This window comes from Coprococcus sp. AM11-30B, assembly GCF_027674365.1.
GTDB classification, from domain to species: Bacteria; Bacillota; Clostridia; order Lachnospirales; family Lachnospiraceae; genus Allocoprococcus; species Allocoprococcus comes.
On the sequence record NZ_JAQDVB010000012.1, the window covers coordinates 84785 to 102986 of the forward strand.

15 protein-coding genes are annotated in these 18202 nt (G+C 40.7%); 1 reads left to right on the forward strand and 14 read right to left on the reverse strand.

Going from position 1 to position 18202, the window contains the following annotated elements; translation table 11 throughout:
- Nucleotides 1–215 precede the first annotated feature (215 nt).
- The 5 genes from PGU50_RS09685 to PGU50_RS09705 all read right to left on the reverse strand — a co-directional run bounded on the left by PGU50_RS09685 (nt 216) and on the right by PGU50_RS09705 (nt 4230).
- The gene (locus tag PGU50_RS09685) at nt 216–959 is read right to left on the reverse strand and encodes an amino acid ABC transporter ATP-binding protein (protein ID WP_055261689.1); all 744 of its coding nucleotides are present in this window, start codon (nt 957–959) and stop codon (nt 216–218) included.
- Nucleotides 949–1638: an amino acid ABC transporter permease gene (locus tag PGU50_RS09690; protein WP_008372629.1), complete on the reverse strand. Its 690-nt coding sequence runs from the start codon at nt 1636–1638 to the stop codon at nt 949–951. Before PGU50_RS09690 ends, PGU50_RS09685 begins: the two co-directional genes overlap by 11 nt.
- A 24-nt stretch (nt 1639–1662) precedes the next feature.
- A complete protein-coding gene (locus PGU50_RS09695) occupies nt 1663–2436 on the reverse strand; it encodes a basic amino acid ABC transporter substrate-binding protein (RefSeq protein WP_008372628.1) in 774 nt (257 codons plus the stop codon).
- Nucleotides 2437–2556: 120 nt separating this feature from the next.
- Entirely contained in the window at nt 2557–3375 is an 819-nt protein-coding gene (locus tag PGU50_RS09700) for an undecaprenyl-diphosphate phosphatase (protein WP_270246819.1), read from the reverse strand.
- A 12-nt stretch (nt 3376–3387) separates the two neighbouring features.
- Nucleotides 3388–4230, reverse strand: coding sequence for a Cof-type HAD-IIB family hydrolase (locus tag PGU50_RS09705; RefSeq protein WP_270246820.1), 843 nt, complete (start codon nt 4228–4230; stop codon nt 3388–3390).
- A gap of 146 nt (nt 4231–4376) precedes the next feature.
- Here PGU50_RS09705 and PGU50_RS09710 point away from each other — a divergent pair, with 146 nt between their 5' ends.
- A complete protein-coding gene (locus PGU50_RS09710) occupies nt 4377–5510 on the forward strand; it encodes a cell wall hydrolase (RefSeq protein ID WP_270246821.1) in 1134 nt (377 codons plus the stop codon).
- A 97-nt stretch (nt 5511–5607) separates the two neighbouring features.
- On the opposite strand, the gene PGU50_RS09715 is transcribed toward PGU50_RS09710, so the two are convergent.
- The 9 genes from PGU50_RS09715 to PGU50_RS09755 form a co-directional block, all read right to left on the reverse strand.
- Nucleotides 5608–6624, reverse strand: a complete 1017-nt coding sequence (locus PGU50_RS09715) for a M20/M25/M40 family metallo-hydrolase (protein ID WP_270246822.1) — start codon at nt 6622–6624, stop codon at nt 5608–5610.
- A 17-nt stretch (nt 6625–6641) separates the two neighbouring features.
- On the reverse strand, nt 6642–7286 hold the full coding sequence (pgmB, locus tag PGU50_RS09720) for a beta-phosphoglucomutase (RefSeq protein ID WP_270246823.1): 645 nt from the start codon (nt 7284–7286) through the stop codon (nt 6642–6644).
- Nucleotides 7258–8163, reverse strand: coding sequence for a DMT family transporter (locus tag PGU50_RS09725; RefSeq protein ID WP_118217630.1), 906 nt, complete (start codon nt 8161–8163; stop codon nt 7258–7260). Before PGU50_RS09725 ends, pgmB begins: the two co-directional genes overlap by 29 nt.
- A gap of 22 nt (nt 8164–8185) precedes the next feature.
- Nucleotides 8186–10498 (reverse strand): glycoside hydrolase family 65 protein, encoded by a 2313-nt coding sequence (locus PGU50_RS09730; RefSeq protein ID WP_270246824.1) that lies wholly within the window; start codon nt 10496–10498, stop codon nt 8186–8188.
- A 21-nt stretch (nt 10499–10519) separates the two neighbouring features.
- Nucleotides 10520–13513, reverse strand: coding sequence for a glycoside hydrolase family 2 TIM barrel-domain containing protein (locus PGU50_RS09735; protein WP_270246825.1), 2994 nt, complete (start codon nt 13511–13513; stop codon nt 10520–10522).
- Between the two features lie 86 nt (nt 13514–13599).
- On the reverse strand, nt 13600–14421 hold the full coding sequence (locus PGU50_RS09740) for a carbohydrate ABC transporter permease (RefSeq protein WP_022220172.1): 822 nt from the start codon (nt 14419–14421) through the stop codon (nt 13600–13602).
- Nucleotides 14421–15356, reverse strand: coding sequence for a carbohydrate ABC transporter permease (locus PGU50_RS09745; protein WP_118198925.1), 936 nt, complete (start codon nt 15354–15356; stop codon nt 14421–14423). The genes PGU50_RS09740 and PGU50_RS09745 overlap by 1 nt, the downstream gene beginning before the upstream one ends.
- Before the next feature lie 68 nt (nt 15357–15424).
- Nucleotides 15425–16663, reverse strand: coding sequence for an ABC transporter substrate-binding protein (locus tag PGU50_RS09750; protein ID WP_118198924.1), 1239 nt, complete (start codon nt 16661–16663; stop codon nt 15425–15427).
- A 329-nt stretch (nt 16664–16992) separates the two neighbouring features.
- Nucleotides 16993–17982 (reverse strand): LacI family DNA-binding transcriptional regulator, encoded by a 990-nt coding sequence (locus PGU50_RS09755; protein ID WP_008372602.1) that lies wholly within the window; start codon nt 17980–17982, stop codon nt 16993–16995.
- Between the last annotated feature and the right edge of the window lie 220 nt (nt 17983–18202).

The window sequence follows — 18202 nt, forward strand, 5'->3', positions numbered from 1 at the left end:
TACAAGTTGTCCACAGTTTTGCAGTAACATACGTTCGCTTATTGCTTGAAAGCCTTTTGTTTACTGAGTTTGACGGATGTTTTATATCCATTTAGCTGCAAAAGTCAGGATACTATACATAAATAAAAAAATAGCAATAGTCTTTCGCAATTCTTAAAGAAAAAAGTTCTGTCTCTTAAGAAAACAGAACTTTTTTCTTTTATATTTCTTTATTTTTACAAAACCTTTGACAGGAATTCCTTTAATCGCTCATCCTTGGGATTTGCAAAGAACTCTTCCGGAGTTCCCTGCTCTTTTACTCTTCCTTCATCCACAAACATGACACGGTCAGCAACCTCTCTTGCAAATCCCATTTCATGTGTAACAACAACCATGGTCATGCCTTCCTGGGCAAGCTGTTTCATCAGCTCCAGTACTTCTCCAACCATCTCCGGATCCAGTGCGGATGTCGGTTCATCAAAGAGTATTACATCCGGGTTCATGGCAAGGGAACGCACGATCGCGATCCGCTGCTTCTGTCCACCGGAAAGCTGTGACGGATAAGAATCTGCCTTCTCTTCCAGTCCAACCCTCTTAAGAAGTACTCTTGCTTCTTTTTCTGCCTCTGCTTTATCCTTTTTCAGGAGCTTGATCGGAGCCAGTGTGATATTTTCAAGAATCGTCTTATGTGGGAAAAGATTAAAGTGCTGGAACACCATTCCCATCTTCTGACGATGTTTGTCGATATCTACCTTTGCATCTGTAATATCCACACCTTCAAAATAAATATGACCTCCGGTCGGCACCTCCAGAAGGTTCAGGGAACGGAGGAATGTAGATTTTCCGGATCCTGACGGCCCGATGATTACCACAACTTCTCCTTTGTGGATCTCTTCTGTAATTCCATTCAGTGCATGAAAATCGCCAAATGCTTTCTGCAGATTTTCTACACGGATCAATACATCTCCATTAGTGGTCACTGTTCCTTAGCCTCCTTTCCAGCATACTTACCAGTTTACTGAAGATCATAACCATAACCAGGTAAATGATCGCAACTGCCATCAGTGGCATAAGCGCATCGTAGGTTCTGCTTCGAATGATATCTCCGCCCTTTGTCAGATCCTGAAGGGCAATATATCCGGCAACAGAAGTCTCTTTTAAGAGAACGATAAATTCGTTTCCAAGTGCCGGAAGGACATTTTTAAACGCCTGCGGCATGATAATATAGATCATTGTCTGACGATAATTAAATCCAAGGCTTCGTCCTGCCTCAAACTGTCCGTTATCAACTGCCATAATACCGGAACGGAAAATCTCAGCAACATAAGCACTGGAGTTCATACCAAATGCCAGAATCGCTACGATCGTCTTACTGACATCCACACTTGCAAAAATTACAAAGTAAATGATAAGCAGCTGTACAACAACCGGTGTACCACGGATGACCGTGATGTAAATCTGGCAGATCAGATTCAGGAGCTTCAGCTTGCCGGTCTTATCGTATGTGGAACGGACAATTGCCAGAAGGAATCCGAGAACTACACCGATCAGGACAGCACAAAAGGTTACAATTAATGTAACCTTAAGTCCGTCTGCAATGTAGTGCCATCTGTCATCTTTTATAAAATTCATTATAAATCTTGCTTTAAAATCACTCATAAGACACCACCAGTCTGTACCCGATTAGTCTGTAATATATTTTGCAACGATTTTATCAAATGTTCCATCTTCTTTTAACTCTTTGATCGCATCATTGACTTTCTTAACCAGATCATCATTACCTTTTTTGATTGCCAGTGCATAGTCTTCTTCTACATAAGAAGTCTCCAGGATCTTCAGACCTTCATTTTCTTCTACGAATGTCTTAGCCGGCTGGTTATCAATGATCACTGCATCGATCTTGCCCTGCTGCAGAGCCTGTACAGCTTCCATACCTTTGTTGAAACGCTCTACATTATCATCACCGAAATCATCTGTAGAATAAATATCCCCTGTTGTTCCCTGCTGAACACCAATCTTCTTTCCTTTCAGATCATCCGGTTCTGTAATATCACTGTCATCTGTTACAATGATAACCTGAACTCCTGTGTAATAGCTGTCAGAGAAATCAACCTGTGTAGCACGGTCTTCTGTTACAGTCATACCTGCTGCTCCGATATCTGCTTTCCCACTCTGAACGGCCGGGATAATAGAATCAAATGCCATATCTTCAATCTTCAGATCCATTCCAAGTTTGTCAGCGATCGCTGCTGCGAATTCTGCATCAATTCCGACAACTTCATCTCCGTCATAGTATTCAAATGGTGGGAATTCTGCGTTTGTAGCCATAACAAGCTTTTCTTTCTTGTCTGATTTTGCAGAGTCACTCTTTGATGAATCACTCTTTGATCCACAAGCTGCAAAACTGAATACGCATGCACATGCAAGTACAACACTGATTACTTTTTTCATTTTCATAATACCAACCTCCAAATTTTATCCATTTCCCCTATTCTATCATGTTATAAAGAAAAAACAAAGTGGGTTTTTATACATTTTTTTGCATAAATTCCCACTTTTTTTCGTGATTATTCTCTTTTAGCCAAAGATCAGGAAATAAAGAAGTACCAGAACTCCAAGTACGATACGGTAATAACCGAATGCCTTAAAGTCATGCTTCTTGATATATCCCATCAAAAACTTGATCGCAAATACGGATACGAAGAACGCTACCAGGCATCCTACAAGCAGAATGACTACTTCGATCGCGGTATAATGAAATCCGAATTTGATAACCTTTAAAAGACTTGCTCCGAACATAACCGGAATCGCAAGATAGAAGGTAAATTCTGTTGCCACATAACGGGAGGTTCCGATGAGCAGCGCACCAAGGATGGTTGCTCCTGAACGGGAAGTACCCGGGATTAATGCCAGGACCTGGAAACCTCCGATGATCAGTGCCATCTGATAGGTTAGCTCGGTCAGCTTTGTAATCTGCGGTCTGGTGTGCTCATTCTTTTTCTCAATCAGAATGAAGAAGATACCATAAATGATCAGCATCAGTGCAACAACTACATAATTGTAAAGATACTTGTCAAGGATATCATCGAATAACAGCCCGATCACAGCTGCCGGCAGACAAGCCACAACGATTTTGCACCACAGGTTGATTGTATTTCTCTTCTGCTTCGCTGATTTTCTCTTTGAAAACGGATTCAGCTTATTGAAATACAGAACAACGACCGCCATAATTGCACCGAGCTGGATCACAACACGGAACATACTGTTGAATTCATGACTTGTACTCATATGTAAGAACTGCTCTACCAGAATCATATGCCCTGTACTACTGATTGGAAGCCATTCTGTGATACCTTCCACGATACCCAGAATGACAGCAATTAAAATATCTAACATTTTTCCCTCTTTCTATCCCCTCTCGGGATTCAATACAAATTTTTCAATGGCAGCCGCCACGCCATCCTCCTCATTGGACAATGTGATATAATCTGCCACCTCTTTTACTTCATCTGCTCCGTTTGCCATCGCAACACCAAATCCGACTTCTTTTAACATCATCAGGTCATTGTTGCCATCCCCGCATGCCATGATCTCTTCCCGTTCAATTCCAAGAAACCTGCCGAGCTGGATCAGTCCCATGCCTTTGTTGACTCCCGGTGCATTGATCTCCAGGTTCGTTCCCATCGAATCACTAATGCTTAAATTCCCAAGCTCCATGATCCGCTGCTTTGCTTCCAGCCGTTCGTCCTGATTCTTAAAAAGTGCATGGATCTTATCCATCTCATGCCCATTCATCTCTTCCATCTTCTCCCAGAGACTCGTAATGCCTTTGCGGGTGGTTCGGATATAATCTGCCATCGCAGGATTCCGCAGATACTCTCCGACTTTCAAAAGTTCATCTGCCTGTACGAAACCTCTTCCATCAAAATAGATCTCCTTGAACGTATCATAATCTCCAAAAATCTTAAGGATCGCCGCGCCCATCTCATAAGAGAGCATATTGGCATAAAGTACTTTGTCTTCCTGTAAATCCAGGATCCTTCCGCCGTTCGATGTCAGTGCGTACCGCATCCCCGGAAAATTACGGAGCACTTCTGGGATCCCTGTCACCGGACGCCCTGTTGCAACCAGTACTGTTACTCCCTGGTCGATCGCACGTGTAAGTATTTCTCTTGTATGACTGGTCAGTTCTTTCTTATCATTCAGTAAAGTACCATCCAGATCAAGCCCTATCATTTTTATCTTTTTCATGAATAATTCCCTCATTTATGGTAAAGCTAAAAATACATTTCAAATCTTAGTATAACACGATTCCCCGTGCATGTATAACAAAATTTGCGGATTCAGGCATTTTATAGTATACTGATAAAGGCTCAATTTTGAAGAAAGGAAGAATTATGAAGAAAAGGTTAAAAGCATTTTCAAGGACAACCATCGCACTCCTTACCGCTGCCCTGGTCTGTTCCCCGTTTACAAAAGCTTACGCCGATGACACTGTAGACTCTCTCGAAAAACAGACAAACGGTCTTCAGAACCAGCTCGACTCTCTGAATCAGGACCTCACAAGTCTCAGCGCTGAGATCACAGATCTTGCATCAAAAATTGAGGATACGGATGCTTCCGTACAGAAAGCAGAACTGGATCTTGCCGCCGCAAAACTGGACGAGCAGTTACAGTATGATGCTATGAAGAAAAGAATCAAATATATGTACGAAACAGGAAATACGTCACTCTTGCAGATCATCTTTTCTTCTGAAAGCATGGGAGATTTCTTAAACAAAGCAGAATTTGTCAAGAACATTACAGAATACGACAGAAATATGCTGGATGAATTACAGAAGGTTCACGAGCTTGTCGCTAAAAAGGACTCTGATCTGAAAGCAGAGCAGGCTTCTCTGGCAGAGATGAAAACAAATCTCGACCAACAGGAACAGGAACTGAATGATAAGATTTCCTCTACTTCCGGTGAACTTCAGGCTTCATCCGAAGCACTGGCAAAAGCAAAAGAAGCACAGGTAGCCGCTGCTGCCGCACTTAAGAAAAAACAGGAAGAAGAAGCTGCAGAACAACAACGACAGGCAGAAGCTGCACAGACTGCTGCCAATAATACTTCAAGCAGCTCCGGGAACACGGATTCCGGTAGTTCCGGCGGCAATACGACGATTACAGTTCCGGATACTCCTGCCGAGACCACAGATCTGGTTCTCTTTGCTGCAATTCTGCAGTGTGAAGCTGGCGGTTACAATTATGACGGTATTCTTGCCGTTGCTACAGTCATCATGAACCGTGTAGAAAGTCCGCTGTATCCGAATACGATCAGCGGTGTCGTCTACCAGAGCGGTCAGTTTGCTCCAACCTGGGACGGAAGCTTAAGCCGCGTCTTGCAAAGCGGACCTGTATCCTTATGCTATCAGGTCGCTCAGGAAGCGCTCGGCGGAGCACGGCTTGCATCCGTAAGCGGATGTTACCAGTTCCGAAGCGCAAGTACCGGAATGTCCGGGATCAACGTTGGGGGAAATGTATTTTTCTAAATCCTGTCCCAGTGGATGTGCGTTCGATTCATTCACAGGACAGAATACAAAAAACGGTATTTACTCATCTTCACGAGTAAATACCGTTTTTTATTTTCTACGCATTATAGTTTGCAAGAAACTGTGCTATCAATTCCACACAACCTTCCACATCTTTTTCATCTGCTACCTCTGCAGGCATGTGCATATAACGAAGCGGGATTGATACCAATACCATCGGTACGCCCTGATTTGAAAAATGAATCTTATCTCCATCCGTATAACTAAGCCTGCTTGCAGCTTCTCTCTGAACTGGAATTCCTACTTTTTTTGCACATTCTTCCATTTTGGCATTTAAAGTTTTTGCCACGATCGGACTGTTGCAAAGAACCGGTCCACCCCCCAGAAGAACCGTTCCCATCTCAGCCGGATTCATTCCACTGCAGTCGCTTGTGTAAGTCACATCCACAACAATCGCAAGTGTCGGATTAATCCGTGTACTGGTCCAGAAAGCTCCGGTTTTCGTTGTCTCCTCTCCAGTTGTAGAAGCTCCATAGACACCAACTTTACATCCAAGCTCTTTCGCTCTCTTGATTGCTTCCATAATGATATAAACACCAAGTCTGTCATCCAATGCTCTGGCTGTAAATTTACCATTTTTCATCTTACGAATATGTGTATCCGGAACAATCGGATCTCCCAGACTTACATTCTTTAAAGCATCTTCTCTATCTTTCGCCCCAATATCGATCAGAAAATGTTTTGTTCCCAGATTTTCTTCTTTGAACAAATCACGATATGCTTCGACAACACCGTAAACCTCTCCGTTTTTTGTCTTGATACGCACCTGACGTCCCGGATAAGTTGCCGGAACAATTCCGCCTCGGTCAATCACCTGCAGTCTTCCATCTTCCCGGATGTTCGAAATCATAAGTCCGATTTCATCTGCATGTGCCGAAAGCATGATACGTACATCGTTTTCCGGATTCAGAATACATGTCAGATTTTGCATCTCATCACGGCGAATCTCATCTGTATATTCTTTCATTTCTTCTGTTACAATATCCTGCACCTGCTCCTCATAACCCGATACCGAAATACTGTTAAGAAGGTTATTTAAAAATTTTTCATTCATTCTAGTCATCTTCTTTCTTACTTAGCCGTAACTTTCAAAAGATCTGCAAATGCAGACAGATTATAGGTTCCAAGTCCGCTTGCAACTGCATCCCCGATAGCAGCACAATCCATTCCCCCTGCGATTGCTGCCTGCAGTCCTGCTTTTGCATCTTCTACAACCAAACACTTATCAGCCTGTTCGTCTACATACTCTGCTGCTTTCACAAATACTTCCGGATCCGGCTTTGATTTTGAAATATTATTTCCGTCTGAAATTGCATCGAAATACTCTCCAAGTCCCAACTGCCCGAGAATAAATCTTGCGTTTTTACTGGATGATCCAATCGCCAGTTTATATCCATTCGCACGAAGATCATCCAATGTTTCCTTTACTTCTGCAGACAGATCTGCAGGACTCATATTTTTCAGAAGTTCTTTATAGATATCATTTTTCTTTGTTGTCCAGCATTCTTTCTCTTCTTCGCTCATTTCTCCTTCATAGCGTTCCAGAATAATTTCAAAACTTTCCATACGGCTCACCCCTCTGAGTCGGTTATTGATTTCTTCATCAAAATAGATTCCCAGTTCATCTGCAACTGCTTTCCATGCTTGATAATGATATTTATCTGTATGACAGATTACTCCATCCAAATCAAAAATTACTGCATTGTATTTCTTCATCTTTTGCTTCTCCTTCTGTTTCAGACAAGTTAGAAATGATGACAGCGGCCAGGATGATCGCACATCCGATCACCATGCGAAGTGTAATCACTTCATGCAGAATGATGATAGAAAAAATCGTTCCAAATACAGATTCCATTGAAAGTACAATCGCTGCTTTTGTCTCATCTACATACTTCTGGCATGCGGTCTGGAGCAGATAACATACAGTCGTACTGATTACTCCCAGATACAAAACACTTAACCATCCCTGTGTTGTAACCTGAAAATCGTTCTCTCCAAAAATCACAAGACTGACTGCCGATAATACAAATGCTGTGATCATCTGCACCATGTTCAGTACAGATGCCGGATATTTTTTCACAAATTCTCCGGTAAAAAAGATTTGGAACGCAAATCCTACCGCACAGAGAAGTGTAAGACCATCTCCCAGACTCAGTGTAAGATTTCCATTCAAAGAAAGCAGTGCTACTCCAATAACGGACATGATTGCTCCAATGATTCCTTTCATGCCTACTTTCTTCTTCAAAATTATAAATGCAATGAACGGCACTATAACTACATTCAGTGCTGTAAGGAATGCATTTTTGGAAGGTGTTGTATATTGCAGACCGATAATCTGAAGTGCAAATCCTGCAAAAAGTGCAATTCCCATCAGAATACCTGCTTTTATTGCACCTGCACGATTCTCAAGTTTCCCTTCTTTTTTATGCTGTCCCATGCTGATCATCCCCATCAGCACAGATGCCAACAAAAATCTTACCATCATAATCTGGAAAGGCTTCATGCTTCCCAGTGCCATATCACTTGCGACAAAGCCGCCTCCCCATATGACCGTAACCAGTATAAGTCCTCCGATTGCCAGCCATTTTTTCATCATATATCCTCCCGTCTCTTTTTTAGATTGTTGTTACTTTTCCATTTATTTCAGCTTCTACAGGTTCTCCTGCAAGACGAATGACCTTTGCCTGATTACTTCCATCTGCTGTAATTTCAAGCCATGCCCCTCTATAATGCAGACGGAATGTTAATCCCTGCCATTCCTTTGGCATATTCGGATGAACTTTCAACATACCATCTTCTCTTTGCGCTACACCTGCAAACCCAAATACAATTGTCTGCCATACTCCACCAGTATTTGCCGCATGGATTCCTTCTCTTGTATTTCCCTGCATATTCAACAGGTCAATAAAGGCTGCGCGGCGAAGATACCGATATGCTTTTGAATCATCCCCTACTTTAAGCCCCATAACAGAGAAAATACTCGGACTCAATGAAGAACCATGAAGTGTACGCTTTTCGTAATAAGCGTAGTTTTCTTTAATCGTTTCTTCATCAAATTCATTTCCCATAAGGTGTAACAGCATAACAACATCTGCCTGCTTATTGATCTGTGTCTCTCTTGCTCTTTTTGTCTTAAGTGCATCCGGACGTACTGGCCAGTCATTCTCATCATATTTTTCGATTGTTACATTATCAAGCTCGAAATATCCTTCAAACTGTTCCAGAAGTCTTGTGCCTTCTTTTCTTGGCAGATACATCTTTTCCTGCACTTCTTTCCAGTGTGCAGTTTCCGCCTCTGTAAGTCCTGTCTTTTCGATCAGGATATCATACGCTTTCTGATTCTCTTTCTTGATTGATGCAAGCAGTGAAAGAACATATCCGAGATTCCATCTCGCCAGATAATTGGTATAGAGGTTATTATTAACCGGTTCATGCCATTCATCCGGTCCCGTTACCTGATTGATTTCATAACGATCCTGCTCTTTGTTGTACTCACAGCGGCTTGCCCAAAATCTTGCTGTCTCTGTCAGAATCTCCGCTCCTTTGCTGTAAAGGAAATCCATATCCTGCGTGATCTTAACATAATTATAGATTCCATAAGCAACTGCTGCTGTTACATGATGCTCATATACCGCAACATAACATCTATAACAGGTTCCATCCGGCTCAATGGTCCAGTCCGGACACTGCTCTGTACCATCATCTGCTGACTCCCACGGATACTGTGCTCCTTTATATCCATTCTTATGTGCATTTGCACGCGCTGCATCCAGAAGATGGTATCTGTAATTTTCCAGATTCTGTGCAGTCTTCGGAAATACCCATGAGAAAAACGGAAGCATAAAAAGTTCGGTATCCCAGAAAGCATGTCCACCATATTCTTCTCCTGTTAAAAGCTTTGCCCCAACATTCACATGGTCATCATGTTCGTTTCCCGTACTCATCAGATGGAAGATGTTAAAACGGACTGCACGGTTCAATTCATCATCCCCTGTAATCTGAATATCTGCATTTTCCCACATATTCTTATAAACATCTTCATGCGCTTTCAGTTCCTGATCAAATCCCGTTTCAACAAATCCTTCAATTTCTTTTTCGATTGTTGTATGAAGAGCATAAGCCGGGCATTCTCTTTCTGTATACATCGAAACATATTTTACGATTTCTACTTCTTTTCCTTCTTCTACATGGATATCACCAAATTCCACACTCTGCTCACCAAATCTGCTTATCATTCTGTTTCCAAGAATCTGTTTTCCATCTGCATAAGCTTCGATACGGCATCCACAACCTACATGCAGATGATTTTCTCTGGTTGCAACTTCCACATAACATCCATCTGCTGCCAGCTTTTCATTCGCTGTCATATAAGTATGTTTTACCTTAAAGCGTGGTGCATCATAAAAATTAATGATCGTACCATCAATAATACTTTCTACTTCAATGATTCCACTGTAGTTGAGCGGTGTCACATAAAGCCGGATTCCCATCCTGTGTACATTGTTTCTGCTCACAAACCGGATTCCTTCGATCAAAGTCTCTCTTCCTTTTGAGTCCTTCAGACGAACTCTCTTTCCAAGAAAAGCTCCTTTCATATCAAGCACTCTTGAAAATTCCAAAATTTCACAGTCTTCAATTCCAATCAATTCTTTTTCTACATAAAGTCTGATTCCAAGCCAGTTCGGAAGTGTGGAAAGTTCACGCATAAATGTCTCTGACTTGTCAAACACTCCATTGATATAAAGATATGGAAGTGTAATCTTTGTTCCTTCCTCATGACTTCCCCGGATTCCGAGGTAGCCATTGGAAAGTGCAAACAAACTCTCATATTTGAGATTCTCTTTTGCCTCATACTGATCCTGCCAGATGAGCCATTCATCGCTATGTAATCTGTTTCTCAGATTTCCTGAAAACATTTCTCTGCTCATATATGATTGTCTCCTTTATTCTTAATCGATATACTGTTTTCTTGCTTTCCGGATTTCGGTTCCGCATTCTGCTGCCTGCACAGTAAATGCCATTGCAAAATCCTGAAGTTTTACTTTATTTTCTTCCAACTGTTCTTCTCCACAGCTGTTGCTTCCAAGTCCTGACTGGCGATAATCCAGATGGATAATCACATCATCCGCTTTTTCAATTTCAAATGGATGCTGTGCTTTTTCCAGACTTTCATCGGTATAATTAGCAAGGTTCAGACCAAGCTTCTCCTCCATCTTGCATAACAGACCATCTTTTCCATCTCCAATACGGAACCATTTCACCTGTTCATGATGTCCGTTTTCCTGTGGGAATACATAATCTGTCATCATTCCGTCAACTGTATTTTCGTAAATTCCCATAATAGATGCAGCCTTACTGTCTACATAACTCTCACCAGGTCCCATACCATACCACATCGTCTTCTGAAAGTTTTTATTTCCTTTCATAATGACTCCGATACGTGGTAAGAATGCTGGTTCCAGTTTTCCTCTCTGAACAGCTTTTCCCTGAATTTCCACCTTCATCTGTCCACAAGAATAAACCGTATAAGTGTAATCACATTCAAATCCCCAGGACTGGTTATAGCAACTGAAGAATGTTCCGATCCGGACGATCACCTTATCGTCTTCTTTCAGACAGCTGACATATTCTGTCTCTTCTACCGGTTTCTGAATAAAATATTTATTCATCCAGTCCTCTTTCTTGTACATATCGTTATCGATTGTTGCACGGTATACATTCATTCTTGGTCCTTCAGTCAGATACTCTTTTCCATCTTTTCCAAAAGAAATCAATTTTCCAAATACAGTACTGAATTTTGCTGTCACACGGCTGTTTTCTACAGTAAGACCCCCCTGTCCTTCTGTTACCTGAAGCTTATCAGCTGTTTCTCTTACCGAAAATCCATCTTTTCGGATCTGCATCGGAATCTGGACTTTCTTGATTTCATACCCTGCTGGTGCATAGTTTCTTTCTTCTTTCTGACATACAGTCAGATTCAGATAATAGTCTGTATTTTCCTGTAATTCAAATGCTGTAATTGGTAGGGCAATGATCTTGCCTTCATGCGGAGCAACCGAAAGTCCTTCAACGATTCCGTCCTGTATCGTCTGATCTTCCGCTTTTACTTCCCAATAAAGTGTTGTCGTATCCAGATTCAGGAAATCATAATAATTCCGGATCTGAAGCTTGTTCATGCTTCCTTCAACAGCTGTAATTTCTACTGGTGCAATGATCTGTTTGTATTCTTCCATTCCCGGAGACGGTGTTCTGTCCGGCATCAGAATCCCATCGATGCAGAAGTTCCCGTTTGTTGGAAAATCTCCATAATTTCCACCATATTTATAATATTTCTTATCCTTTTCTTCAGTGTAAATTCCATGATCATACCACTCCCAGAGAAATCCACCCTGAAGACGTTTGTACTTGCGATACATATCCTGGTATGCTTTTAATCCTCCAGGACCATTTCCCATCGCATGTCCATATTCACACATTACGTGTGGCTTATCCCCTTTGATCTGATATTCTGCAATCTCTTTGAGACCTTTCAGTCTGGTATACATCGTAGAATATACGTCTGTCACTTCTGCCTCAAAATCTCCCTCGTAATGAACCAGTCTGGTATCATCCAACTCACGAATTGCTTCTGCTGCACTGCGGAAATTGCATCCAAATGCGGATTCATTTCCCATAGACCACATAATAATCGATGGATGATTTCTATCTCTCTTTACCATACGGACACTACGGTCTACGTAAGCATCTTTCCAGGTCTCATCATCTGTGATCCATGTGTAATTTTCTACCCATTCAAATCCATGGCATTCCAGGTCTGCTTCATTGATCACATAAAGTCCATATTCGTCACACAGATCATAAAAATATTCATTTGCCGGATAATGCGAGCAACGAACAGCATTGATATTGTACTGTTTCATCAGACGAATATCTGATTCCATCTGCTCTCTTGTCACTCTTCTTCCTTCTCTCGGATTATAATCATGATGATTGACTCCGTTCAGAAGGATTACCTGATTATTGACACGGAAGTTCTTATCTTTGATCTCGATTTTGCGGAATCCACATCTGACTGTTACTTCCTGATTTTCTGTCATTACTGTAAATTCATATAACTCAGGTGTCTCGGCTGTCCATGTATGAACTTCCGGGATCTCAGCCTCAATACATATATCTTTTCCTTTCGAAACAAGTTCACCTTCAAGAACAGTCTTTCCTTTATAAGAAAGCTTCCAGCCAAGATTTGTACCAGCCTGTTTCATTGTAATTTCAGCTGTAAAAAAACCATTTTTGTAGCTGTCATCCAGTGTTCCATTTACACGAAGATCCAGAACTGCATTCTTTTCCTCATTGATCAGTTCTACATCCCTGTAGATTCCTGATAACCACCACATATCCTGATCTTCCAGATAAGTACCGTCTGACCACTTGTATACACGAACGGTAATGTCATTTTCACCTATTTTTACAAACCCGGTAATGTCAAATTCTGAAGGCAGTCTGCTGACTTTTCCAAATCCAACATGTTTTCCATTTACCCATACATCAAATGCACTGTCAACACCATGGAATTTCAGAACCGTGTCTTTTTCCATCCACTGTTCATCTAATACAACTGTCTTTTTATAAATTCCAGTTGGATTTTCATCTGGTACATGCGGTGGGTTTACCGGAAATGGATATAACACATCTGTGTAATGCATCTTGTCATACCCTCTAAGCTGCCATACGGACGGAACATCAATCTTATCCCATCCTTCACATGCCCCCGACTGTTCAAATCCTTCCGGCGATAATTCCGGTGCATCAACATATTTAAAATCCCATTCTCCATTTAAACTGATTTTCTTTTGCGAATCTTTATAAAAAGCCGTTCGTGCTTCTCTTCTCCCAATTCCGGTAATCCGATGGTCTTCCCATCTTTTTACTTTTTTTCTTGCCATAATTTTCTCCTCTCAAGTGGTATCCCAAATAAGACAGCAACAGCGGCCAGACAGATACAGTCTGCCTGACCGCTCCATACGCCTGTCTATTTGATAGAACCACTGGTTCCTTCAACAATATATTTCTGCGCGATAATGAAAATAATGATCGGCGGAATAATCATAATAATCGTAATACAGAGCATCGGAATAATCTGTGTACTGTGAACTCCTTTAAATGAAGCAAGTCCAAGTGCCAATGTATATTTGCTTCTGTCCTGTAAGAAAATGAGTGGTCCAAGATAGTCATTCCATACAGTCAGCATATTAAGTACACCGACAAGAATCAATGAAGGTTTCATGATCGGCATGAAAATCTTCCAGTAAATCTGGAACTGATTTGCGCCGTCAATTCGTGCTGCTTCCTCAAAATCCTTCGGGATTCCCATGAGGAACTGTCTCATCAGGAATACATAATAGGCAGATCCGAACCATGCCGGCACGATCAGCGGCTTCAGTGTATTGATCCATCCGAATAAGTTGAATTCCATGTACTGCGGAATCATGGTAACATCCCATGGAATCATCATTGTTGAAAGCAGGATCATAAAGAGGATATTTTTCCCTTTAAAGTTAAATCTTGCAAATCCATAAGCAACCAGTGAACATGAAAGAACCTGTCCGACTGTTGTCAGAACTGTTACAAGAATTGAATTCCAAAGATATGTTCCAAACGGCTGTGATTTCCATGCATTAATAAAGTTCTCAAAATGCCATTCTGCCGGCAGAAGTTTCGGCGGATATGCAATTGCTTCTCCTTCTGTCTTAAATGCAGAAAACAGCATGTAAATAAACGGTGCAAGAAAGTAAATGGCTACCAGTCCGAGTAATATGTAAATTACAATTTTTGATTTTTTAGACATTTTCATTACTTTCTACCCCCTTTTTTCTTTTTTGTTTTCTTTGCTCCGCTGTTTTTAGCTTCTGTCTCATAGAATACCCATGCGGATGATGACTTGAATACCACGGCAGTCAGCAGCAGAATGATGATAAACATTACCCATGCGTTTGCACTGGCATATCCAAGTTTGTGATGTTTGAATGCGTTATTGTATGTATACAGTCCATAGAAGTAAGTAGATTTAAGCGGTCCGCCTCCGGTAAGAAGCATAACCAATGTTACCTGTTGGAAAGAACTGATAATTGACGTAATCAGGTTAAATAAAATTGTAGGTGTAATAATCGGAAGTGTAATACTGAAAAATTTTCTTGCAGGACCTGCTCCATCAATAGATGCAGCTTCGTATACATCAACCGGAATATTTTTGATATCTGTGTAGAAGATAAGCATCATCGTTCCAACACCAAACGCACTTGCAATTATAACTGCAAGGAGTGCCCATGCCGGATCAACCAGCCACTTCGGTCCTTTGATTCCCAGAAGAGATAACAGATAATTCAGTACGCCATAATCTCCGTTGAGGATCCATCCCCAGATGATAGAAACCGCTACACCTGAGATAACTGCCGGAATATAGAAAATTGTACGAAATACTTTTACTCCTTTAATCGGCTGTGTAATCAGCATTGCAAGGAACAATGCAATAATCATGTTAAGCGGTACGAAAATTGCCGCATATTTCAAACTGATTATAAGGGATTTCCAGAACTGTTTGTCCTTTGTAAACATATCAATATAGTTTCCAAGTCCCCTGAATGTTGGCGCTGTGGTAAGCGGCCAGTCAAAAAAGCTCATGATCAAAGACAGAATCAGGGGACCGATTGTAAATACAAGGAACCCGATAATCCACGGCATAATAAACAAATACGGTGTGGCCGTCTTCAGGAATTTTCTCTGCTTCATTTTTCTTCTCTCCTATTTATCGGCGCCGGAATCACAAATTGTTCCGGCGCCGGTTTGTTTGTATGCTATTACTGTGCGTCTGCTGCTTCTTTTAAAACATCTTTTACATCCATGTATGAGCTTGGATTGAAAATCTGTTCAACTGATAAGCTGAGGTTTTCTGAAATTTCTGACCAGTCTTCAATCAGGAAGCTTGCCGGAGTATGTCCATCACTCTGCTCAAGCATCTCATAGAATGGTGCATATTCTGGTTCATCCATAATACCTTCAGATTCTACAACACTGTTAAGTACCGGAAGTTCCATACCGATTCTTGCTTTGTTGCATTCTTCGCCTGTCCAGTATTTTACAAATTCCCATGCAGCATCTTTATTCTTGCTGTCCTTTGAAATAGAAAGTCCTGAAGAGCTCAGAATACTTACAGAGGTCTTTCCGTCAAAAGAAGGAATTTTTGCCACACCATAATTCATTCCATCCTCATTAAGAGAAGCAATTGACCATGATCCATATACATACATTGCTGCTGTACCGGCACGGAATTCATCAGTTCCGTTCTTTTCTGTTGCAATTGCATATCCGTCTTTTTCCATATCCTGGAACATTTTAAATACTTCCTGAGATTCTTTTGAATCAATCTGACCTGCCATCTGTCCGTTTTCGTCACAATAAGCAGTTCCATTGCTCCACAGATACATTTCAAAATCATACGGATCTGGTTTCATCTGGAATGCAAAACCTTTCTGACCTGTCTTTTCTTCAATTGTCTTGGCAGCTGCCTGAAGATCCGACCATGTCCAGTCATCTGTAGGTTCTTCTACACCAGCCTGTGCAAAAAGATCTTTGTTATAGAAAAGTGAATGTGTTGTAAATCCCACTGGAATACCATATGTTGTTCCGTCTAATGAGTTGTAATTCCACAGTGTGCTGTAGAAATCATTCTTATAGTCATCGCCTTCTTTGTCGATATACTCATCCAGAGGTTCAAGACCATCTGCATATGCCGGGTAGTTCCACATATACATAACATCCGGTGTATCTCCAGATCCCATACCTGCACTGATCTTTGTATCAAAATCACTTCCGTATGCTTCCAGTGTTACTTCAATGTCATCATGTTCCTCATTAAATTTATCTACAAGTTTCTGCTGAGCATCTACATCATCAGCTACATCCCATGTTGCAAAACGTATTGCTGTCTTTCCGTCACTTGTCTTTCCATTATTACTGTCTTTCTTGTTTCCACAAGCAGTCAGCATCATTGTTCCTGTAAGTGCAAGTACGCACATTACTGCAATTTTCCTCTTCATAAATCATTTCCTCCTTTGATTCACTTATTTTATTTGGTAAAACCACTATACTATTTTACTGGTTAAATGTAAATACTTTTTACCCTATAAATATTTTTTCTCTATTTTACCTATTATTTACACCATATTTTTATATACTTTTCACAATTTTTATCTTGGTAAAACTATATTTTTATTTTAAATAAAGTCGTCTGTTTTTACTTGATTGATTTTAACTCTTTATTTTTAGCTAAAAAATCATAACAAAACAATCTGTCATCACTCGATCTGTATACATAAAGAGACTATAGGACATTCTCCGTTCCATAGCCTCTTACTTTTTTACCTTATTAAAATTTTTTAACACTGTCACGTATATAAAGTTTAGTCGGGATTGAAACTTTTACACAAATCTCTCTTCCATGTATAATTCGCTCTTCCAGAAGTTTTACTGCATATTCTCCCATGAACTCCATGTACAATCTCACCGTAGTAAGTGGAGGAACCATGTATTTCGCAGTTGGGATATCATTAAAGCCAATAATACTGATATCATCCGGTATTTTAAGCCCAAGTTCATATGCAGCCCGATAACTTCCTGCTGCCATCGAATCATTCGCAACAAACAAGGCAGTCGGCAGATTCCCTTCCTCGTAAAACTCTTTCAGAAGTTTGTATCCATATTTTGCATAATAAGCACCAAACTTTGTATATTCCGGGTGATACAGTCCCCGTTTTTTCAAAGCGTTCTGAAAATGCTGTATTCTCGTATCCAGTACTTCATCCCCCTCCTTATCAACTTCTCGACAGCCGATCATCCCTATTTTCGTATGTCCACACCCTACCAGATAGGAAACAATCTCTTCTACTGCCCGTCTATAGTCTACCACAATTGAATCGAATCTCTTTGGGTTTGGATCTGCATCAATAAATATAACCGGGCATTCCCATATTTCTATTGCTTCTACCATTTTTTTTGTGAATGTACCGGTACAGATTACACCATCTAATCCGTTGATCATCTCCGGCGAATCATCCAGTTTCACAATCACCTTTGTATATCCTTCTTCTTCCAGTTTTTTTTCTATAGCAAGCCTGATACAAAGATAATAAGGATCCTGAAGTTCTTCTTCAGGAGAATAAGAATAAAATACACCTATCTTCAGTTTTCGCCTGCGTTTTTTCTGTGCGCGTACTTCGTATTCTAATTCCTCTGCAATTTCAAAAATTCTTTTTTTTGTCTCTTCCTGCGCATTCAAAGTTTCATCATGATTCAACACTCTGGATACTGTCGCTATGGAAACCCCCGCTTTTGCCGCAATGTCCTTAATCGTCGCCATGTCCTTCCCCCATTATTTCTCTTTCTTTTTATTTTCTTTCAATATTGCCTTAATGCATTTTCCCTTGATGACTTTCCTTTGCAATTTATTTAATTCATTATAGCACACATTTCGGAGAAATAAATAGCTTTAGTAAAATTTAACTTTTTTACTGCTCTGTTTTTCAACTTTTACCTAGAACTTTATACGTTGCAAAAAAACCAGGCAGTTCACTTTTAAA